We start from the raw sequence: 20,114 nt of genomic DNA on the forward strand, positions 1-20,114 counted from the left end.
CGTTATCCGGCAAACGGCGGCCGGGACATCACCGTAACCCGGAACCCGTAGCGGGGACCCGCACCCCCCGTACCGGTGCCCGGACCGGCTAGCGGCATGCCGCCCAACAGGTTTCCCGCCGCACCGGCCTCCGGTTGCTCGACGATATCGCTGACCAGGGGTGCGGAGGCCGAACCCACGGTCGGGGCTAGGCTCGGACTGGCCCCTGCCCAGTTGGGCGGTACCGATAACTTGCCGATGGTGGCCGCGTTGCCTAGACCCGCGGATACGGGTCCGGTACCGCCAACCGCGGCGCCGACGGCCGCCGGCGCCGCGGCGGCAGCTTCGGCGGCCTCGGGACCGATCCATCCCAGCGCCCGCCACGATGTAATAAGGCTGTTGCCAATACCAATGGCGAAATATGGCAAACCCACGGTGTTGTAAAACAGCTGTGATATCGGCAGATACCAGTTGATGAACCATTCCAGCCACCCCGGGGTCGCTGCGGCGGTCAACGCGGACGACAGGGGCGAGGTGAGGCCCAGCAGCGTGTTGGGCAAGTGGGCGATCAGTTCCGCTATTGCGCTCTGCGCCGCGCCGGCTGAGGTGCCGGCGGCTTTGGCGACTGCGGACAACTGCGTCGCCGCGGCGGATGGGCTGGTGGTGTTCGGTGGCGGGGCAAACGGCGTCACTTTGGTCGCGGTTGCCGAGGAGCCCGCGTAACCGTACATGGCCATGGCGTCTTGGGCCCACATTTCAGCGTATTGAGCTTCGGTGGCCGCGATTGATGCGGTGTTTTGACCGAACACGTTATGCGTTACCAGCGACGTGAGCCGCGCGCGATTGGCCGCGATCAGCGGCGGGGGCACAATGGCGGCAAACGCGGTTTCGTAAGCGGCCGCCGCCGCACGCGCCTGACTGGCTGCCTGCTCAGCTTGGATGGCGGTGGCTCGCATCCACGCCACATACGGGGCGACCGCTTCGACCATCAACGTCGACGCCGGACCCAGCCATTCTTCGGTTTGCAGCGTCGTGATCACCCGCTCGTAGCCGACGGCGGCCACACTGAGCTCGGCGGCCAGCCCGTTCCACGCGGACGCTGCGGCAACCATCGGTGCCGAGCCCGGGCCGCAATACATGCGCCCGGAGTTCACCTCCGGTGGCAACGCCCCAAAATCCATCGCTATGAACTCCTTACCTCGTCACGGGTTTTCGGTGGGCTATCCGACGTTCGGCCGGTCAGCCATCACGGTGAGTCGTCTTCCATATCGGCGTCCCATATGGGCGGCCCGACTCCTGCCCGGAGTCGGTGCCCCCCGGAGTAGGACCGATGTTTCAGCCGCCTCGGCGGCGCTGCGAATACCGGGAATCGATCGCGCGACGGTTTGCGCCTGGGTCGTGGCGGGCGGTGCGGACCAGCCCGGCGGCACCGACATCGGTCCGATCTTGGCGGCCAGAGTCGCGCTCGCCGCCACCGGTCCAGCTCCCAGCTGCGACCACGCCGACCATCCAGCGGCTCCACCCGCGCCGGCCGCTGCCTCGGCCGCACCGGCTTCTGCCAATGCGGTGCTCCACAACATCCCGCCGACGAACTGCAGAGCATTCAGCGTTAACCCACCGCTGTCGTAAATGAACCCTTCGGCAGTGGCAAGGGCGCCCAGGAACATCATCCAGTATTTCTGTATGTCGCTCCATGGAATCGCCGCGGCCCAGCTGTGCTGCCCCCGCAGCGCGGCCACCGCTGTTGCGTGGCCGACGAGGCCGGCCGCGTTGGTGGTTTGCGGCGGTGGTGCGAACGGAGTCAAAACCGTGGCGGGTGCCGCGGCGCTGGCATAGCCGTACATCGCGGCGGCGTCTTGAGCCCACATCTCGGCGTATTGGGACTCGGTGGTGGCGATCGCCGGCGTGTTTTGCCCGAACCAGTTGGTATCGATGAGCGTCATCAATAAGGTCCGGTTGGCCGCGATCGCCGGCGGGGGCACCGTCATCGCAAAAGCCGCCTCAAAGGCTGCTGCGGCCGCCCTAGCCTGCATCGCGGCCTGTTCGGTTAGCGTCGCGGTGGTACTCAGCCAGCCGACAAAGGGCAGGACGGCGGCCACCATCGAATCCGATGCCGGCCCCGACCACCACCGCATGTTTGTCAGCTCCGAGATCGCCGCACCGTAGCCAGTCGCTGCCGACGACAACTCTGCGGCCAGCCCGTCCCAGGCCGCCGCGGCAGCCATCAGTGGCCCGGATCCCGGACCGCTATACATACGACCCGAATTGATCTCGGGAGGTAACGCCCCAAAGTTGGACAGGGAATGCCCGGCGATGCCGTCAGCAACGGCGGTGACCCCAACAAGGCAGCAGGCGACGCTGCCCGGGGGGACATGCCCCTGGTTGACCGGGACATCGAGGGTCATCGAAAACCGCCTCGTTATGGGTGGGCTGGCTCGACACCGTCGTCGATACGATAGCTATGACTAGGGCAACAGTGACCTAGCACGTTAATCTCCATAAGAGATCTTCTGCAAAAAAGGTTTCGGCCGTGTGACGCGCGTGTTAATACCCCATAGGGGTATAATCGTTACTGTTGGTAACGTCCGGCGTCCTGGTTCGGGCGACGCACCGTCCCGATGCATGTCAGCAACCGGGTCGATCGTGGTGAATGCACAGGCGGGCAAGGCGAATGCCGATGCGACCCCGACGAAGTAAGAGGGTACGTATTCGATACACCATGGGGACATTTGCCCTCCATGGCCTCACCCATCGCCTACCGTCGGCCTCGTTGCAGACGACGGCTGCCCGCCACCCGGATGTGACGCAATTCTCAATGCCTGGGCACTACCGATAACGCCGACCTGCCGCAGCTCGCGCATGTGGACGCTGAAAGCCCGGAAGGAGCGCACCGGCATATCCGGCAAGCCCACCGCACGGACCGATCGCCATGGCTCTACTCGGTCCGGAGATTCTGAGCTACAAGCTAGTGCGCGGCGTTTTTCTCGATTGCCGGATCGCTGTGGCGCTCAGGGCGTTACGTGAAAGGTTCGGCAGCGGTGCTGCCCAGCCTGGCCGGTGGCGAACACGGTCAACATGGTGAGGCCCTGCGGCACCCGAAATGCGGTGAGCAGAACGACGTTTGGTGCCATCGCGGATAGCAGCCAGCCAAGCTTGAACGCTGCGAGCGAGCCCATGTAGAGCGTTTGGTACCAAACCGATCGGTGGGCCAACTTGCCATGGGCTCACAGCGGCTATCGCGAGCGTGTAGCCGATCATCGTCCAGGCAACGGTGGCCTGAGCGGCAGGGGTTGCCTTATTCATCCTCTTGCGGCATGGTTGCCGCAGGGAGTGCCGGTAAGTCTGGTCGGCAACCTGGCCCGCTGCGGGTTGGGTTCGGATTCGCTCGGCTAGTAAGGTGCTCGCCTGGTGTTACAACGAATCGCTAGAGAGCTCTTATCGGGAGTGGCCGTCGCGATCGTTGCGCTGCCGCTGGCGATCGCGTTCGGCATTACCGCCACCGGAACGTCCCAAGGTGCGCTCATCGGGCTCTACGGCGCCATCTTCGCCGGATTCTTCGCGGCCGTGTTCGGTGGGACACCCGGACAGGTGACGGGCCCCACCGGCCCCATCACCGTCGTCGCTACCGCCACCATCGCCGAACACGGACTCGAGGGTGCCTTCTTCGCGTTCATCCTCGCCGGCGTCTTTCAGATCCTGTTCGGGGCGTGCCGGCTCGGTTCACTCATCCGCTACGTGCCCCACCCCGTGATCTCTGGATTCATGGGGGGAATCGCGATCCTCATCATCATGACCCAGCTGGATCAGGTGCGCAGCAGCTCCCTGCTCGTGTTGGTAACGGTCGTCCTGCTGCTGGCTAGCGGCCGGTTTATCAAAGCGATTCCACCGAGCCTGCTCGTCCTGGTTCTGGTCAGCTCGGTGCTGCCGCTCGCGGCGCCATGGCTGCGCGACCTGCGCGCTGGGCCGGTCTCGATCAACAGGACGGTCGACTACATCGGCGAGATCCCACAGGCCATGCCGTCTTTCGACTTCCCGCAAGTCGCCAATTCGACAATGCTGCAGGTGCTGCTGTCGGCGGTGGCCATCGCGCTGTTGGGATCCCTCGATTCACTGCTGACGTCGCTGGTCATGGACAACATCAGGGGCACCCGGCACCGGAGCAACAAAGAACTGATCGGCCAGGGGATTGGAAATATCGCCGCCGGGCTCTTCGGCGGGCTGGCCGGTGCCGGCGCGACCGTCCGATCGGTGGTGAACGTCAGAAATGGTGGTCAGACCGCCCTGTCGGCGGCCACTCACAGTGTCGTTTTGTTCGTTTTCGTTGCCGGGCTTGGTGCCGTGGTGCAGTACATCCCGCTCGCCGTGCTGTCGGGGATACTGATATTGGTTGCCGTCGGCATGTTCGACTGGCACGCCATGCGCAAAGCGCATGTGTCACCCAGGGGCGACGTCATCGTCATGTTCACGACGATGATCATCACCGTTGTCGTCGACCTCACCATCGCGGTGATGGTCGGAATCGCCCTCTCGCTGCTGGTCCATAGGCTCCGATCCCGGCAACGCAAAGCCAAGGTCACCCAGGACGACACCGGCACCTATCGCATCGACGGTCCGTTGTCGTTCCTGTCCGTCGACGGTGTATTTGGCTCCCTGCGCGACGGTCGTGAGGACGTGTCGCTGGACCTCCAGCACGTCACCTACCTCGACACCTCTGGTGCCCGGGCCCTGCTGTATTTCATCGACCACTCCGAGAAGGACGGCGTCGCGGTAAGCATCAAGCGGATCCCCCCACACCTCGAAAGCCAACTCACCGCACTCGCCGACAACGAGCAACGCGACAAGCTGAGAACCGTCCTCGAATCCGCCTGACGCATTGGCTGGTTGATTTGCCTGCGGGTCTCCCGGGCCAGGCGTCGGTAGCCGTTAGACTTTCCTGCGATGTCCCCCCTGACGCCCGTCACCACGAGCCACGACCGGGTATGACCGACCACCCCGACACCGGCAACGGGATCGGCCTCACCGGACGGCCACCACGGGCAATCCCTGACCCCACGCCGCGCAGCTCGCACGGCCCGGCCAAGGTCATCGCGATGTGCAACCAGAAGGGTGGCGTCGGGAAGACTACGTCGACGATTAACCTGGGTGCCGCGCTCGGTGAGTATGGCCGGCGGGTGCTGCTGGTGGATATGGATCCGCAAGGAGCGCTGTCCGCGGGCCTGGGCGTGCCGCACTACGAGCTGGACAAGACCATCCACAACGTGCTGGTGGAGCCCCGGGTGTCGATCGACGACGTGCTGATCCACTCCCGGGTGAAAAACATGGATCTGGTCCCCAGCAATATCGATCTGTCCGCGGCGGAGATCCAACTGGTCAACGAGGTGGGTCGCGAGCAGACTTTGGCCCGGGCGCTGTACCCGGTGCTGGACCGCTACGACTATGTGCTGATCGACTGCCAGCCGTCGCTGGGCCTGCTCACCGTCAACGGGCTGGCCTGCACGGACGGCGTGATAATTCCGACCGAGTGCGAGTTCTTCTCGCTGCGCGGCCTGGCATTGCTCACCGACACCGTCGATAAGGTGCGCGACCGGCTTAATCCGAAGCTGGATATCAGCGGAATCCTCATCACCCGCTACGATCCGCGGACCGTCAACTCGCGAGAGGTCATGGCCCGTGTCGTGGAACGGTTCGGTGACTTAGTGTTTGACACCGTGATCACCCGCACGGTTCGTTTCCCGGAGACCAGCGTCGCAGGCGAACCCATTACCACCTGGGCGCCGAAGTCGGCGGGTGCCCTGGCCTACCGTGCGCTGGCTCGCGAGTTGATCGACCGATTTGGCATGTGAACGGCCTTCAGAACAGCCTGGCGAACGGTGGGGCGGCACCCGAGAACAGCTACTCGGCTGGTTTTCGGGTCCGGCTGACCAACTTCGAGGGGCCGTTCGACCTGCTGCTGCAGCTGATCTTTGCGCACCAACTCGACGTCACCGAAGTGGCGTTGCACCAGGTCACCGACGACTTCATCGCCTACACCAAAGCGATCGGCGCTCGGCTGGAACTAGAGGAGACCACAGCGTTCCTGGTGATCGCCGCAACCTTGCTCGATCTCAAAGCAGCCCGGCTCCTGCCAGCCGGACAGGTCGACGACGAGGAAGACCTCGCGCTTCTGGAGGTACGCGACCTGCTGTTTGCCCGGCTGCTGCAATACCGGGCGTTTAAGCACGTCGCAGAGATGTTCGCCGAACTGGAGGCCACCGCGCTGCGCAGCTATCCACGGGCGGTGTCGTTGGAGGACGGGTTCGTCGGTCTGCTTCCCGAGGTAATGCTCGGCGTTGACGCTCACCGGTTCGCCGAAATCGCTGCGATCGCATTGACCCCGCGGCCAGCCCCGACGGTGGCCACCGAGCACTTGCACGAGTTGATGGTCTCGGTTCCCGAGCAGGCCGAACACTTGCTGGCGATGCTGAAAGCGCGGGGCAGCGGCCAGTGGGCGTCATTTTCCGAACTGGTCGCCGACTGCACGGCGCCCATCGAGATCGTCGGGCGCTTCCTGGCGCTGCTCGAACTGTATCGGACCCGGGCGGTAGCATTCGAGCAGTCAGAGCCGCTTGGCGCGCTCCAGGTTTCGTGGACCGGTGACGATGCAGAGCGCAGCGATGAGAAGGAGCGGCGCTTGTGACCGAACATATGCCCGAACACGATCCGAGCTATGGCATCCCGGATATCGCTGAGCCCGCGGAGCTGGATGCCGACGAGCTTAAGCGTGTGCTAGAGGCGCTGCTGTTGGTGATCGACACCCCAGTGACAGCCGAGGCGTTGGCCGCGGCCACCGAACAGCCGGTCTACCGGGTCGCGGCAAAGCTACAGTTGATGGCCGACGAGCTCACCGGGCGTGACAGCGGCATCGACCTGCGCCACACGAGCGAGGGTTGGCGGATGTACACCCGCGCCCGATTCGCGCCCTATGTCGAGAAGCTGTTGCTGGACGGCGCGCGAACCAAGCTCACCCGGGCCGCGCTGGAGACCCTGGCCGTGGTGGCCTACCGCCAGCCGGTCACACGAGCGCGGGTTAGTGCGGTGCGCGGGGTCAACGTGGACGCCGTGATGCGTACGCTGTTGGCCCGCGGCCTGATCACCGAAGTTGGTACCGACGCCGATACCGGCGCGGTGACGTTCGCCACCACCGAGCTCTTCCTGGAGCGCTTGGGATTGACGTCGCTGTCGGAGCTGCCCGATATCGCACCGCTGCTTCCCGACGTCGACACAATTGACGACCTGAGCGAATCCCTGGACAGTGAGCCACGTTTCATCAAACTCACCGGTGAGCTGGCGTCCGAGCAGACGCTGTCGTTCGACGTGGACCGTGATTGATGGCCGAGCCGGAAGAGTCCCGGGAGCCCCGGGGCATCCGCCTGCAGAAAGTGTTGTCCCAGGCCGGGATTGCGTCGAGGCGGGCTGCCGAGAAAATGATCGTCAACGGCCGCGTCGAAGTGGACGGGCACGTGGTGACCGAGTTGGGTACTCGGGTCGACCCTCAGGTCGCGGTGGTCCGTGTCGACGGGGCCAGGGTGGTGCTCGACGACTCGCTGGTGTACTTGGCGCTGAACAAGCCGCGCGGCATGCACTCGACCATGTCCGACGATCGCGGCCGCCCGTGCATCGGCGACTTGATCGAACGAAAGGTCCGGGGCACCAAGAAGCTTTTTCATGTCGGACGCCTAGACGCGGACACCGAGGGACTGATGCTGCTGACCAATGACGGCGAGTTGGCGCACCGGTTGATGCATCCCTCCCATGAGGTGCCCAAGACGTATCTGGCGACGGTGACGGGGTCGGTGCCGCGTGGGCTGGGCCGAACGCTGCGAGCGGGAATCGAATTGGACGACGGACCGGCGTTCGTCGACGATTTCGCGGTAGTGGATGCGATCCCCGGCAAGACGTTGGTGCGGGTAACGCTGCATGAGGGACGCAATCGCATTGTGCGCCGACTGCTAGCGGCCGCCGGTTTCCCGGTGGAGGCATTGGTGCGTACCGATATCGGCGCGGTGTCACTGGGAAAGCAACGCCCGGGCAGCGTTCGGGCCTTGCGGTCGAACGAGATCGGGCAACTGTACCAAGCGGTGGGCCTGTGAGTCGCCTAAGCGCAGCGGTAGTCGCGATCGACGGGCCGGCCGGCACCGGAAAATCCTCGGTGTCAAGGCGATTAGCGCGCGAGCTGGGCGCACGCTTTCTGGACACCGGGGCAATGTATCGGATCGTGACGTTGGCGGTGCTGCGTGCCGGTGCTGATCCGTCCGATATCGCTGCCGTCGAGACGATTGCGTCGACGGTGCAGATGTCGTTAGGCTACGATCCCGACGGAGACAGCTGTTACCTTGCCGGAGAAGACGTTTCGGTTGAGATACGCGGTGACGCGGTCACCCGTGCGGTCTCCGCGGTGTCGTCGGTGCCGGCCGTACGCACCCGGCTGGTCGAGCTGCAGCGAACAATGGCTGAGGGCCCGGGCAGCATCGTCGTGGAGGGCCGCGACATCGGAACCGTGGTGTTTCCGGATGCGCCGGTGAAAATCTTCTTGACCGCCTCGGCCGAAACGCGGGCCCGGCGGCGCAACGCCCAAAACGTCGCGGCGGGTTTGGCCGACGACTATGACGGGGTATTGGCCGATGTGCGCCGGCGCGACCACCTCGATTCCACCCGGGCGGTGTCACCGCTGCAAGCCGCCGGTGATGCCGTCATCGTGGACACCAGCGATATGACCGAGGCCGAGGTGGTCGCCCATCTGTTGGAGCTGGTCACGCGGCGAAGTGAGGCAGTGCGGTGACCCAGGACGGCACGTGGGTGGACGAAAGCGATTGGCAACTAGACGATTCGGAGATCGCGGAGTCCGGAGCAGCGCCTGTGGTGGCGGTAGTCGGCCGGCCCAATGTCGGCAAGTCCACCCTGGTCAACCGGATCCTGGGCCGCCGCGAGGCGGTGGTGCAGGATATTCCCGGCGTGACGCGTGACCGGGTCTGCTACGACGCGCTGTGGACCGGACGCCGGTTCGTCGTACAGGACACCGGCGGATGGGAGCCCAATGCCAAGGGCCTGCAGCGGTTGGTGGCCGAGCAGGCCTCGGTGGCCATGCGCACCGCGGATGCGGTGATCCTGGTGGTCGACGCCGGTGTCGGTGCCACCGCCGCCGACGAGGCCGCGGCCCGCATCCTGTTGCGATCCGGCAAGCCAGTGTTCTTGGCCGCCAACAAGGTCGACAGCGAAAAAGGCGAATCCGACGCCGCGGCGTTGTGGTCGCTGGGCCTGGGTGAGCCGCATGCGATCAGCGCGATGCACGGTCGGGGGGTGGCCGACCTGCTCGACGGGGTGCTCGCCGCGCTGCCCGAGGTGGGGGAGTCCGCGTCGGCGAGCGGCGGTCCTCGCCGGGTGGCGCTGGTCGGTAAGCCGAACGTCGGCAAGAGCTCCCTGCTGAACAAACTCGCGGGTGATCAGCGATCGGTGGTCCATGAGGCGGCGGGCACCACCGTCGACCCGGTGGATTCGCTGATCGAGTTGGGCGGTGACGTCTGGCGGTTCGTCGACACCGCGGGATTGCGGCGCAAGGTCGGCCAGGCCAGTGGGCATGAGTTCTACGCCTCGGTGCGCACGCACGCCGCCATCGACTCCGCCGAAGTGGCCATCGTCCTGATCGACGCGTCGCAGCCGCTCACCGAACAGGACTTGCGAGTGATATCGATGGTCATCGAGGCCGGACGGGCGCTAGTCCTGGCCTACAACAAGTGGGACCTGGTCGACGAGGACCGGCGCGAGCTGCTTCAGCGCGAGATCGACCGAGAGCTGGTGCAGGTGCGCTGGGCGCAACGGGTCAACATCTCCGCCAAGACGGGCCGGGCGGTGCACAAGCTGGTGCCGGCCATGGAGGATGCGCTGGCGTCATGGGACACCAGGATCGCGACCGGCCCGCTGAACACCTGGCTCACAGAGGTGACGGCGGCCACACCGCCGCCGGTGCGCGGCGGCAAGCAGCCACGCATCTTGTTCGCGACCCAGGCCACCGCGCGGCCACCGACGTTCGTGTTGTTCACCACGGGTTTTTTGGAGGCCGGCTATCGGCGGTTCTTGGAGCGGCGGCTGCGTGAGACGTTCGGGTTTGACGGCAGCCCGATCCGGGTCAACGTGCGGGTGCGAGAGAAGCGGGCCGGCAAGCGCCGCTGAGCGCACCTCGAACGTGTGACCCGGGTAACCGGGGAGGGACAGCGGGGCCGGTTCTGCCGTCCCACAATGCGGCTATGTTCAGCTGCATTACGGGATTTAGGTGTTGACACCGGAGCGCTCGGCGCTTACGCTTTCTCGTATAACGGGTGATAAGTACCGTATTGCGGGAGTAGGTGGGAGGAAATGGCGCTGGCTCAGCAGGTGCCGAACCTGGGTCTGGCGCGCTTCAGCGTGCAGGACAAGTCGATCCTGATCACCGGCGCGACCGGTTCGTTGGGCCGAGTTGCCGCCCGGGCGCTGGCCGACGCGGGAGCGCGGCTGACACTGGCCGGCGGCAACTCGGCCGGTCTGGCCGAGCTGGTCAACGGCGCCGGCATCGACGACGCCGCCGTCGTGACCTGCCGGCCGGACAGCCTGGCCGATGCCCAGCAGATGGTCGAGGCGGCCCTGGGCCGACATGGCCGTTTGGACGGAGTGTTGGTGGCCTCGGGCAGCAACCATGTGGCGCCCATTACCGAGATGGCCGTCGAGGACTTCGACGCTGTGATGGACGCGAACGTGCGGGGTGCCTGGCTGGTGTGTCGGGCGGCCGGACGGGTGCTGCTCGAGCAGGGTCAGGGCGGCAGCGTGGTGCTGGTGTCGTCCGTTCGCGGCGGGTTGGGCAATGCCGCCGGTTACAGCGCGTACTGCCCGTCGAAGGCGGGCACCGATCTGTTGGCCAAGACCTTGGCGGCCGAATGGGGCGGTCACGGTATTCGGGTGAACGCGCTGGCGCCGACGGTGTTTCGGTCCGCGGTGACCGAGTGGATGTTCACCGACGATCAGAAGGGCCGGGCCACCCGGGAGGCGATGCTCGCCCGGATCCCGTTGCGCCGCTTCGCCGAACCGGAAGACTTCGTCGGCGCCCTGATCTATCTGCTCAGCGACGCCTCGAGCTTCTACACCGGCCAGGTGATGTATCTGGACGGCGGGTACACCGCATGCTGACCTCCCACGGGTTCTCCCGTGCCGCCGTCGTGGGTGCCGGGCTGATGGGCCGGCGCATCGCCGGTGTGCTGGCCTCGGCGGGCCTGGATGTCGCCATCACCGACACCAACGCTGAGATTCTCCGCGCCGCGGCGGTGGAGGCCGCCCGGGTAGCCGGTGCTGGCCGTGGCTCGGTGGCCGCGGCAGCCGACCTAGCCGCGGTGATACCAGACGCCGACCTGGTGATTGAGGCCGTCGTCGAAAACCTGGCCGTCAAGCAGGAAATCTTCGAACGGCTGGCGACACTCGCGCCCGACGCGGTGCTGGCCACCAACACCTCGGTGCTGCCGATCGGCGCTGTCACCGAACGGGTCGAGGACGGCAGCCGGGTGATCGGGACACACTTTTGGAACCCGCCGGATCTTATCCCGGTGGTCGAGGTGGTGCCCAGCGCGCGCACCGCCCCAGATACGGCGGATCGCGTCGTGGCGCTGCTGACCCAAGTCGGCAAGCTGCCGGTGCGGGTCGGGCGCGACGTGCCGGGTTTCATCGGCAACCGGCTGCAGCACGCGCTGTGGCGCGAGGCGATCGCGCTGGTCGCCGAGGGTGTCTGCGACCCGAAGACGGTAGATCTCGTGGTACGCAACACCATTGGGCTGCGACTGGCCACCTTGGGGCCGCTGGAAAACGCCGACTACATCGGGTTGGACCTCACCCTGGCCATCCACGACGCGGTGATCCCGAGCCTCAACCACGACCCGCACCCCAGCCCGCTGCTGCGGGAACTGGTCGCCGCCGGGCAACTCGGGGCGCGCACCGGTCACGGCTTTCTGGACTGGCCCGCAGGAGCCCGCGAGGCCACCACCGCCCGACTTGCCCAGCACATCGCCGCGCAACTCCAAGCCAACGAAAAAGGAAGGGGGACATAGCCATGACGTTCGCCTGGCCCCTTGGTGCCGCCGAATCGACGTTGGAGTTCTACGACCTGTCCCACCCCTGGGGACACGGCGCGCCGGCCTGGCCGTACTTCGAGGACGTGCAGATCGAACGACTCCACGGCATGGCCAAGAGTCGTGTGCTGACCCAAAAGATCACCACCGTCATGCATTCCGGCACCCACATCGACGCGCCGGCGCACGTGGTGGAAGGAACACCGTTTCTGGACGAGATCCCGCTGAGCGCCTTCTTCGGCACCGGCGTCGTCGTCTCGATCCCGAAGGGCAAATGGGGGATGGTCACCGCCGAGGATCTGCAAAACGCTACCCCCGACATCCGGCCCGGTGACATCGTCGTCGTCAACACCGGCTGGCACCACAAATACGCCGACAGCGCCGAGTACTACGCCTATTCCCCGGGCTTCGACAAGAAAGCGGGCGAGTGGTTTGCGGCCAAAGGCGTCAAGGCGGTCGGCACCGACACCCAGGCCCTGGACCATCCGCTGGCCACGGCCATCGCCCCGCACGGTCCCGCGGAGGCACAGGGCGGCCTATTGCCGTGGGCGGTATGCGAATACGAGGCGCAGACCGGCCGCAAGGTGCTCGACGACTTCCCGGACTGGGAACCGTGCCATCGGGCGATCCTGTCGCAGGGCATCTACGGCTTTGAAAACGTCGGCGGTGACCTGGACAAGGTCACCGGCAAGCGCGTCACTTTCTCGGCGTTCCCGTGGCGCTGGGTGGGTGGCGACGGCTGCATCGTGCGGCTGGTGGCGATCGTCGACCCCACCGGGAGCTATCGCATCGAGACCGGAAAGGCGGCCTGATGAAACTGACACGAGCGTCGCAGGCCCCCAGGTATGTGGCGCCGGCGCATCACGAGGTGTCCACCATGCGGTTGCAGGGCCGCGAGGCGGGGCGCACCGAGCGATTCTGGGTGGGGCTGTCGGTCTATCGGCCCGGCGGGACGGCCGAGCCGGCGCCGACCCGGGAGGAGACCGTCTACGTCGTGCTCGACGGCGAGCTGGTGGTCACCGTCGACGGCGCCGAAACCGTGTTGGGCTGGCTCGACAGCGTGCACCTCGCCAAAGGCGAACTGCGATCGATACACAACCGCACGGATCGTCAGGCGCTGCTGCTGGTGACCGTCGCGCACCCGGTTGCCGAGGTGGCGTGATGAGCTGCACCGGCGACGATGCAGAGCGAAGCGATGCTGAGGAGCGGTGCGAATGAGCATCGTCATCACCGTCGCACCCACCGGCCCCATCGCCACCAAGGCCGACAACCCGGCGTTGCCGACGAGCCCCGAGGAAATCGCGACAGCCGTCGAGCAGGCCTACCATGCCGGTGCCGCGGTGGCCCACATCCACCTGCGCGACGAAAACGAAAGGCCCACAGCGGATCCGAACATCGCGCGCCGGGCCATGGACCTCATCGGCGAGCGGTGTCCGATCCTGATCCAGCTGTCCACCGGGGTCGGCTTGACGGTGCCCTTCGAGCAGCGCGAGCAACTGGTCGAGTTGCGCCCGCGGATGGCCACGCTGAATCCGTGCTCGATGAGCTTCGGCGCGGGCGAATTCCGCAACCCGCCGCAAGCGGTTCGTCGGTTGGCGGCACGGATGCGGGAACTGGACATCAAACCGGAACTGGAAATCTATGACACCGGGCATTTGGAGGCGTGCCTGCGACTGTGGGCGGAAGACCTGCTGGCCGAACCCTTGCAGTTCAGCATCGTGCTCGGGGTTCGGGGCGGAATGGCCGCCACCGCCGATAATCTGCTCACGATGGTGCGCCGGCTGCCCCACGGGGCGATCTGGCAAGTCATCGCGATCGGTAAGGCCAACATGGAACTGACCGCCATGGGCCTGGCGCTGGGCGGCAACGCCCGAGTCGGCTTGGAGGACACCTTGTACCTGCGCAAGGGCGAGCTGGCGCCGAGCAATCTGGCGCTGGTATCGCGCACGATACGTCTCGCCGAAGCCTTGGACCTGCCGATCGCCTCGGTCGAAGAAGCCGAGGCGGCGCTGCAGCTGCCCGGCACGTCCTGAGAGGAGCTCGCTTGTGTCCGCCGAAGAGCAGGACACCCGCAGTGGTGGCATCCAGGTGATCGCGCGGGCGGCCGAACTGCTGCGGGTGCTGCAGGCGCACCCCGGCGGTCTCAGCCAGGCCGAGATCGGCGAGCGGGTGGGCATGGCCCGCTCGACCGTGAGCCGGATCCTCAACGCGCTGGAGGACGAGGGGCTGGTGGCCTCGCGCGGGGCCCGGGGACCCTATCGGCTGGGCCCGGAGATCACGCGGATGGCCACCACAGTACGGCTGGGTGTCGTCACGGAGATGCACCCGTTCTTGACGGAGTTGTCGCGCGAGCTGGACGAGACGGTGGACTTGTCGATCTTGGACGGGGATCGGGCGGACTTCGTGGACCAGGTCGTGCCGCCGCGGCGGCTGCGGGCCGTGAGCGCGGTGGGGGAGTCGTTTCCGCTGTACTGCTGCGCCAACGGCAAGGCGCTGCTGGCCGCGTTGCCGCCCGAGCGGCAAGCCCGCGCGCTGCCGAGTCGACTGGCGCCGCTGACGGCGAACACCATCACCGACCGCGCGGCGTTGCGGGACGAGCTCAATCGCATCCGGGTGGACGGTGTCGCCTACGACCGTGAGGAGCAGACCGAAGGCATCTGCGCGGTGGGCGCGGTGCTACGGGGGGTGTCGGTTGAGTTGGTGGCGGTGAGTGTGCCGGTGCCCGCGCAGCGGTTCTACGGCCGTGAAGCCGAGTTGGCCGGTGCTCTGCTGGCCTGGGTTTCGAAGGTAGACGCGTGGTTCAACGGCACTGAGGATCGCAAATGACAGAAGCGTTGTGCGACAAGCTCGTTGGGGCCTGGGACCTGGTGTCCTACGTGGAGCGGGCCGCAGCTTTGGCGTTGGGATACCTGGCCTACGGCGGACGGTAGTTCGTCGACAAGGCGTAGGGCGTGGCCGGGTTTGCAGGCCGGCTGCGGTAGGCTTTCGACCTGCCGCCGGTGGTGTCGCCGGTGGCACCGGGCTGTGGCGCAGTTTGGTAGCGCACTTGACTGGGGGTCAAGTGGTCGCAGGTTCAAATCCTGTCAGCCCGACTTACGTTTCCGCAGGTAGACCGCCCTGCTGGCGGTCCTCGGCTGCCGCTGAGGCAGTACCGCCAAGGGGTATGTACAGCAACCGGTACAGCAACCCGGTCAAATCCCCAGAGCACCGCTGAGACCTTCCACTGCGGCTCGCGCCGCTTCGTCGCTGGTATGACCGCGCCACCGTGCTGGACACCGCCTACCGAGACCACCTCGAGCGGATTCGTTCGCAAACCACCCGAGCCACCCGCGCTACCGGCCTTCAGCGCGATCAACCCACCACCAAAGGAGGACCAGCCGCCTCAATAAATCCCCGAAAATCGTGTCTCAGAAACGTTGACAGGTTCCGCGGTAGATCAGGCGACAAGCTCGATCTCCGCAGTATGGCCATGGGATTGGGCAAGTCGCCCGTCGCAAGTGATAAGCGGTACGCCGAGGCCCTCGGCGAGGGCGACGTAGGCTCCATCGGCCACGGTATGAGTGGACCGAAGTTGGTAGGCACGCTGGGTGAATGGCTTTAACGGCCAACGCCGAACGGGCAGGCTAAGGAAGTTGACAACCACGACGAGTCCTTCATGATCGCTGATCAGCTGACGCACGACCGCTTGATGTATCGCCCCGATCACCTCGACATCGAAATGTGCAGGGGCGTGCACGGTTTCGCCCCGCAAGCGCCGGGCGACCGCCGCACCCGCCGGCGTCGCGAGCATGAGCTCGACGGCCGCCGAGGCGTCCAACACGATCACTCAGATCGAGCCTCGTCAACAAGCTCGGCTGCGCTCGCGCCGAGATCCCGGCGCGGCAGTGCCGCTAGACGGTCGAGAACGTCGTCGAGGGCCGGTTCTTCCGCGATCTCGGCAAGCCCAACCCACGCCGTGCACGCGGCCATGGGCGGGTGCAGACTTTTGCCATGCAACCATGTGAGCTCGCCGCCGTCGCGCTGACCGCAACGCCCCCGCCCGCGCCTCCGTCCCTGCGCCGGGCACCGGCGTCGACGTCATCGCGGCTGGCGTGATCGTGCCCGCCCGCGAGCCTGAGCCCCAGCCGCGCCGCGTGCTGAACGGCCTTTCGGACGTACGCGCGTTCTTTCACAACAACACCGTGCCGCTGTACTTCATCTCGCCGACGCCGTTCAACCTGCTGGGCATCTATCGCTGGATCCGAAACTTCTTCTACCTGACCTACTACGACTCTTTCGAGGGCGAACATTCGCGCGTGTTCGTGCCCCGGCGGCGCGACCGCAGGGATTTCGACGGCATGGGGGATGTGTGGAACCACCTGCTGCGTGATCCCGAGACACTCGAGTTCATCAAGAACAGGGGTCCCGGTGGCAAGGCCTGTTTTGTGATGCTGGACGAAGAGACCCAGGCGCTTGCGCGCCAGGCGGGGCTCGAGGTCATGCACCCCCCGGCGGAGCTGCGTCATCGCCTGGAATCCAAGATCGTCATGACGCGCCTGGCCGACGAGGCGGGCGTACCCAGCGTGCCGCACGTGATCGGGCGGGTGAGCTCCTACGACGAATTGTCGGCGCTCGCGCACGGCGCAGGGCTGGGAGACGACCTCGTCGTCGAGGCCGCCTATGGCAACGCCGGCAGCGCAACGTTCTTTGTGCGCGGCCAGCGCGACTGGGACACCTGCGCCGGTGGCATAGTGGGGCAGCCGGAAATCAAGGTCATGAAGCGCATCCGCAATGTCGAGGTGTGCATCGAGGCCACCGTGACCCGCCACGGCACCGTGATCGGCCCGGCGATGACGAGCCTGGTCGGTTACCCGGAGCTGACTCCGTACCGGGGCGCCTGGTGCGGCAACGATGTTTGGCGTGGGGCGCTACCACCCGCACAGACCCGCGCCGCGCGAGAGATGGTGGCAAAGCTGGGCGACGTCCTAAGCCGCGAGGGCTACCGCGGCTACTTCGAGGTGGACCTGTTGCACGACCTGGACGCCGACGAGCTCTACCTCGGCGAGGTGAACCCGCGCCTCTCCGGTGCAAGCCCGATGACGAACCTGACCACCGAGGCCTACGCCGACATGCCACTGTTCCTCTTCCACCTGCTCGAGTACATGGACGTGGACTACGAGCTGGACATCGAGGCGATCAACTCGCGCTGGGAGCGGGGCTACGGCGAGGACGAGGTCTGGGGTCAGCTGATCATGTCGGAGACCTCGCCGGACCTCGAGCTCTTCACCGCAACCCCACGCACCGGGATGTGGCGCCTGAACCACGACGGGCGCGTCTCCTTTGCCCGCCAGGGCAACGACTGGGCCACGATGCTCGACGAGTCCGAGGCCTTCTACATGCGGGTCGCCGCACCTGGCGACCTACGCTGCGAGGGCGCCCAACTCGGTGTGCTGGTCACCCGCGGGCACCTGCAGACCGACGACTACCAGCTCACCGAGCGCGGCCGGCGCTGGATCGACGGCCTCAAGGCGCAGTTCGCCTCGACGCCGCTGACGCCCGCCGCCCCGATCGTCTCGCGGCTCGTCGCACGGGCGTGAGCGGCGGCGTCCCGGCCGGTCTCGCACTGGACAACTGGCTGTCGTCGCCGTATTCGCATTGGGCATTCCAGCACGTCGAAGACTTCATGCCGACCGCGGTCATCGCGCGCGGGACCGAGCCGGTCGTGACGTTGCCCGCGGACAGTGCGCCGATCGCCGACATCGGCTTGACCAGCACGGACGGGATCGCCACCACCGTGGGCGCGGTGATGGCCGCCACCGCTACCGACGGGTGGGCGGTCGCGCATCGCGGTGCGCTGGTGGCCGAGCAGTACCTCGACGGCCTGGGACCCCGGACCCGCCACCTGCTGTTCTCGGTGAGCAAGTCGCTGGTGGCGGCCGTGGTCGGCGCGCTGCACGGGGCCGGGGCGATCGAGCTTGACGCGCCGGTCACGGCGTACGTGCCCGCCTTGGCGGACTGCGGCTACGCCGGCGCGACGGTGCGTCACCTGCTGGACATGCGATCGGGTGTCGCCTTCTCGGAGAACTACGACGACCCGGCCGCCGAGATTCACGTGCGCGAGCAGGTGATCGGGTGGGCGCCCAAACGCGGTCCGGACCTGCCCGCCACGCTGCGCGACTACCTGCTGACCTTGCGGCGGAAGTCGGCGCACGGCGGCCCGTTCGAATATCGCTCGTGTGAAACCGACGTCCTCGGCTGGATCTGCGAGGCCGCGGCCGGACAGCCGATGCCCGAACTGATGTCGGAACTACTGTGGAGCCGCATCGGGGCCCAGTGCGATGCCACCATCGCCCTAGACGTAGCCGGCGCGGCGGGCACCGGAATATTCGACGGCGGCATCAGCGCCTGTCTGACCGACATGATCCGGTTCGGGTCGCTGTACCTACGCGACGGTGTCTCGTTGGCCGGCCAGCAAGTGGTGCCCGCGGCCTGGATCGCCGACACCTTCGACGGCGGCCCCGACTCGCGTCAGGCGTTCGCCGCCAGCCCCGACGACAACCCGATGCCCGGCGGGATGTACCGCAACCAAGTGTGGTTTCCCTACCCGGGCAGCAATGTCGCGTTGTGCGTGGGCATGTGCGGCCAGCTGATCTACGTCAACCGCGCCGCGGAGGTGGTCGCCGCCAAGCTGTCCACCCAGCCGCACCCCCATGAGCCGCACATGTTAGACACCCTGCGCGCATTCGATGCGGTGGCACACGAATTGTCAGGAATCAGATCGAGTTCGACCAACGACCCGTAGCGGCCTTCCCCGCCAGCCCAGGAGGCCAGTCCGGGGTAACGGCTTGTGCCCACGTAACCGAGTTCCAGGGCGATGGGCTTATTAGCGGAAATATGACTCGTCCCAGGTATCCATACGACGCTTGCGTACCTCGGCGAGCTTGTGGTCAAGCGCCACCTGCTCATTTTCGATGGCACGACCGGCGTTTCTCACGGCGTTGTAGACGGCATCGTCCAGCTTGCATAGATCCTTTGCGGACACGTCGGTCGATACGAAAACCGAGAACCGAATACGGTCGTCGAGCAGCGAAATGTCGATCTTTGGTGATGGTTTGAGTTGGCGCTGGAAGTGTTTGGCTAGTGCTTGGATCCAATACTTTGGCCAATGCGGCACCGGTCTCAGATCGTAGACGATGATGGCTTGCTCGCCGTTGTAGACGCCGATGGGCGCTTCCGCTCGGCTGAAGCATGGTCGCCGCAGGTTCCGCAGGTCCTGGAGTTCGTTCTCTTCATTACCCACCATGAGCCTCCGGTATCTGGTCTACGGACACCACGGCTTGCCGCATGGCCGGGGCGAAGGGACTCCAAGCCATCCAGGATGGGAACGCGCGCCGCATCGCCGGCAGGCCGTCCAGTTCGATGCGCTCGGCGGAGATCTCGGCGGCCAGGGTACTGCGGCCGCTGTAGACCCGATACAGATCTCGAGGATGGCCGCGCACCGTGAGGTCGACAGGTAGGCATGGATCGTGCAGGCACACCGAGATGTCCCCAGGTTCCAACACGAGCCAAGCCCACAGTGGCCGCTCGCCGTGGTAGCGGAACTCCACCACCACCCGCCGGCCGGGAAGGGCCTCGGTGTTGACGCGCCGGGAGATCCACAACGTGAGTAGTTCGGGGTCGCATTCGGCGGGACTGGGGTCGGCCATCAACCAACGGGAGACCCAGTCCCCCAGGGTCTGCAGCACGGGGCGTAGCTCCTCGCCGGCCACCGTGAACCGATAGCCCCCGCCCGCGTGTTCGGGGACCGCTTCGATGATGCGGTCGTGCTGAAGTCGGCGTAGCCGCTGGGCCAGCACCGAGCGGGAGATGCCGGGCAGGCCCCGCTCGATTTCGGTGAACCGCAGCGGGCCGAAGAGCAGCTCCCGCACGATTAGCAGCGTCCAGCGGTCCCCCAGCAGCTCCGCTGCCCGCGCTACCGGGCAGTACTGGCCGTACGGCTGCACGACACCAGGCTAGTCGCCATCCCTGGCTGCG

The 20,114-nt window shown here is 66.3% G+C and carries 21 protein-coding genes, 1 tRNA gene and 1 pseudogene; 16 read left to right on the top strand and 7 right to left on the bottom strand.

All coding sequences use genetic code 11. The features are described 5' to 3' along the window. Window positions 1-2: 2 nt before the first annotated feature. From MCAN_RS08980 to MCAN_RS08990, 3 genes are all read right to left on the bottom strand, one after another. Window positions 3-1,160: a PPE family protein gene (locus MCAN_RS08980; protein ID WP_014000887.1), complete on the bottom strand. Its 1,158-nt coding sequence runs from the start codon at window positions 1,158-1,160 to the stop codon at window positions 3-5. 39 nt (window positions 1,161-1,199) lie between these two features. Beyond that, on the bottom strand, window positions 1,200-2,234 hold the full coding sequence (locus MCAN_RS08985; RefSeq protein WP_407635597.1) for a PPE family protein: 1,035 nt from the start codon (window positions 2,232-2,234) through the stop codon (window positions 1,200-1,202). A gap of 753 nt (window positions 2,235-2,987) precedes the next feature. Then, entirely contained in the window at window positions 2,988-3,155 is a 168-nt protein-coding gene (locus MCAN_RS08990; RefSeq protein ID WP_003408420.1) for a hypothetical protein, read from the bottom strand. Between the two features lie 232 nt (window positions 3,156-3,387). Here MCAN_RS08990 and MCAN_RS08995 point away from each other — a divergent pair, with 232 nt between their 5' ends. The 14 genes from MCAN_RS08995 (at window position 3,388) to MCAN_RS09060 (ending at window position 15,193) form a co-directional block, all read left to right on the top strand. After that, window positions 3,388-4,848, top strand: a complete 1,461-nt coding sequence (locus tag MCAN_RS08995; protein ID WP_014000889.1) for a SulP family inorganic anion transporter — start codon at window positions 3,388-3,390, stop codon at window positions 4,846-4,848. Between the two features lie 110 nt (window positions 4,849-4,958). Beyond that, window positions 4,959-5,822, top strand: coding sequence for a ParA family protein (locus tag MCAN_RS09000; protein ID WP_031652244.1), 864 nt, complete (start codon window positions 4,959-4,961; stop codon window positions 5,820-5,822). After that, the gene (locus tag MCAN_RS09005; protein WP_014000890.1) at window positions 5,819-6,655 is read left to right on the top strand and encodes a segregation/condensation protein A; all 837 of its coding nucleotides are present in this window, start codon (window positions 5,819-5,821) and stop codon (window positions 6,653-6,655) included. The genes MCAN_RS09000 and MCAN_RS09005 overlap by 4 nt, the downstream gene beginning before the upstream one ends. Next, window positions 6,652-7,347, top strand: coding sequence for an SMC-Scp complex subunit ScpB (gene scpB, locus MCAN_RS09010; RefSeq protein ID WP_014000891.1), 696 nt, complete (start codon window positions 6,652-6,654; stop codon window positions 7,345-7,347). Before MCAN_RS09005 ends, scpB begins: the two co-directional genes overlap by 4 nt. Further along, window positions 7,344-8,108 carry a pseudouridine synthase gene (locus MCAN_RS09015; RefSeq protein ID WP_014000892.1) on the top strand — a complete coding sequence of 255 codons (765 nt, stop codon included), beginning with the start codon at window positions 7,344-7,346 and terminating at the stop codon, window positions 8,106-8,108. Before scpB ends, MCAN_RS09015 begins: the two co-directional genes overlap by 4 nt. Beyond that, window positions 8,105-8,797: a (d)CMP kinase gene (gene cmk / locus MCAN_RS09020; RefSeq protein ID WP_003408441.1), complete on the top strand. Its 693-nt coding sequence runs from the start codon at window positions 8,105-8,107 to the stop codon at window positions 8,795-8,797. The genes MCAN_RS09015 and cmk overlap by 4 nt, the downstream gene beginning before the upstream one ends. After that, window positions 8,794-10,185: a ribosome biogenesis GTPase Der gene (der, locus tag MCAN_RS09025; protein WP_003898984.1), complete on the top strand. Its 1,392-nt coding sequence runs from the start codon at window positions 8,794-8,796 to the stop codon at window positions 10,183-10,185. Before cmk ends, der begins: the two co-directional genes overlap by 4 nt. Before the next feature lie 183 nt (window positions 10,186-10,368). Then, window positions 10,369-11,172 carry an SDR family NAD(P)-dependent oxidoreductase gene (locus tag MCAN_RS09030; RefSeq protein WP_041180076.1) on the top strand — a complete coding sequence of 268 codons (804 nt, stop codon included), beginning with the start codon at window positions 10,369-10,371 and terminating at the stop codon, window positions 11,170-11,172. Further along, the gene (locus tag MCAN_RS09035) at window positions 11,166-12,080 is read left to right on the top strand and encodes a 3-hydroxyacyl-CoA dehydrogenase family protein (protein ID WP_014000894.1); all 915 of its coding nucleotides are present in this window, start codon (window positions 11,166-11,168) and stop codon (window positions 12,078-12,080) included. Before MCAN_RS09030 ends, MCAN_RS09035 begins: the two co-directional genes overlap by 7 nt. Window positions 12,081-12,082: 2 nt before the next feature. Beyond that, window positions 12,083-12,913, top strand: a complete 831-nt coding sequence (locus MCAN_RS09040; RefSeq protein ID WP_014000895.1) for a cyclase family protein — start codon at window positions 12,083-12,085, stop codon at window positions 12,911-12,913. Then, window positions 12,913-13,263 (top strand): beta-D-galactosidase, encoded by a 351-nt coding sequence (locus tag MCAN_RS09045; protein WP_003898986.1) that lies wholly within the window; start codon window positions 12,913-12,915, stop codon window positions 13,261-13,263. The genes MCAN_RS09040 and MCAN_RS09045 overlap by 1 nt, the downstream gene beginning before the upstream one ends. A gap of 52 nt (window positions 13,264-13,315) precedes the next feature. Next, on the top strand, window positions 13,316-14,134 hold the full coding sequence (locus tag MCAN_RS09050; RefSeq protein WP_014000896.1) for a BKACE family enzyme: 819 nt from the start codon (window positions 13,316-13,318) through the stop codon (window positions 14,132-14,134). A gap of 13 nt (window positions 14,135-14,147) precedes the next feature. Next, entirely contained in the window at window positions 14,148-14,927 is a 780-nt protein-coding gene (locus MCAN_RS09055; RefSeq protein ID WP_014000897.1) for an IclR family transcriptional regulator, read from the top strand. A 192-nt stretch (window positions 14,928-15,119) separates the two neighbouring features. Continuing rightward, window positions 15,120-15,193: transfer RNA gene (locus MCAN_RS09060), tRNA-Pro, on the top strand. A 344-nt stretch (window positions 15,194-15,537) separates the two neighbouring features. Here the strand turns inward: MCAN_RS09060 and MCAN_RS09065 are convergent. Both MCAN_RS09065 and MCAN_RS22380 read right to left on the bottom strand, forming a co-directional pair. Then, a complete protein-coding gene (locus MCAN_RS09065) occupies window positions 15,538-15,927 on the bottom strand; it encodes a type II toxin-antitoxin system VapC family toxin (RefSeq protein ID WP_014000898.1) in 390 nt (129 codons plus the stop codon). Further along, window positions 15,924-16,043: pseudogene (locus tag MCAN_RS22380) on the bottom strand (FitA-like ribbon-helix-helix domain-containing protein); the annotation flags it as partial. The pseudogene MCAN_RS22380 and the gene MCAN_RS09065, both read right to left, overlap by 4 nt. Before the next feature lie 149 nt (window positions 16,044-16,192). On the opposite strand from MCAN_RS22380, the gene MCAN_RS09075 reads away from it, so the two are divergent. Further along, window positions 16,193-17,677, top strand: coding sequence for a biotin carboxylase (locus MCAN_RS09075; protein WP_014000899.1), 1,485 nt, complete (start codon window positions 16,193-16,195; stop codon window positions 17,675-17,677). After that, a complete protein-coding gene (locus MCAN_RS09080; protein ID WP_015288142.1) occupies window positions 17,674-18,882 on the top strand; it encodes a serine hydrolase domain-containing protein in 1,209 nt (402 codons plus the stop codon). The genes MCAN_RS09075 and MCAN_RS09080 overlap by 4 nt, the downstream gene beginning before the upstream one ends. 81 nt (window positions 18,883-18,963) lie before the next feature. Here the strand turns inward: MCAN_RS09080 and MCAN_RS09085 are convergent, their stop codons facing one another. Then, complete coding sequence (locus MCAN_RS09085) at window positions 18,964-19,383, bottom strand: hypothetical protein (protein ID WP_014000900.1); 420 nt, start codon at window positions 19,381-19,383, stop codon at window positions 18,964-18,966. Then, window positions 19,373-20,083 (bottom strand): winged helix-turn-helix transcriptional regulator, encoded by a 711-nt coding sequence (locus MCAN_RS09090; RefSeq protein WP_014000901.1) that lies wholly within the window; start codon window positions 20,081-20,083, stop codon window positions 19,373-19,375. Before MCAN_RS09090 ends, MCAN_RS09085 begins: the two co-directional genes overlap by 11 nt. Window positions 20,084-20,114: the final 31 nt, after the last annotated feature.

This window comes from Mycobacterium canetti CIPT 140010059 (assembly GCF_000253375.1).
GTDB lineage: Bacteria > Actinomycetota > Actinomycetes > Mycobacteriales > Mycobacteriaceae > Mycobacterium > Mycobacterium tuberculosis.

Coding starts and splice junctions, on each gene's coding strand:
- MCAN_RS09000 (WP_031652244.1), top strand. CDS start 4,959: ATGACCGACCACCCCGACACCGGCAACGGGATCGGCCTCACCGGACGG.
- MCAN_RS09040 (WP_014000895.1), top strand. CDS start 12,083: ATGACGTTCGCCTGGCCCCTTGGTGCCGCCGAATCGACGTTGGAGTTC.
- MCAN_RS08985 (WP_407635597.1), bottom strand. CDS start 2,234: ATGTATAGCGGTCCGGGATCCGGGCCACTGATGGCTGCCGCGGCGGCC.
- MCAN_RS09045 (WP_003898986.1), top strand. CDS start 12,913: ATGAAACTGACACGAGCGTCGCAGGCCCCCAGGTATGTGGCGCCGGCG.
- MCAN_RS09050 (WP_014000896.1), top strand. CDS start 13,316: ATGAGCATCGTCATCACCGTCGCACCCACCGGCCCCATCGCCACCAAG.
- MCAN_RS09085 (WP_014000900.1), bottom strand. CDS start 19,383: ATGGTGGGTAATGAAGAGAACGAACTCCAGGACCTGCGGAACCTGCGG.
- MCAN_RS08980 (WP_014000887.1), bottom strand. CDS start 1,160: ATGGATTTTGGGGCGTTGCCACCGGAGGTGAACTCCGGGCGCATGTAT.
- MCAN_RS09035 (WP_014000894.1), top strand. CDS start 11,166: ATGCTGACCTCCCACGGGTTCTCCCGTGCCGCCGTCGTGGGTGCCGGG.
- MCAN_RS08990 (WP_003408420.1), bottom strand. CDS start 3,155: ATGGGCTCGCTCGCAGCGTTCAAGCTTGGCTGGCTGCTATCCGCGATG.
- MCAN_RS09030 (WP_041180076.1), top strand. CDS start 10,369: ATGGCGCTGGCTCAGCAGGTGCCGAACCTGGGTCTGGCGCGCTTCAGC.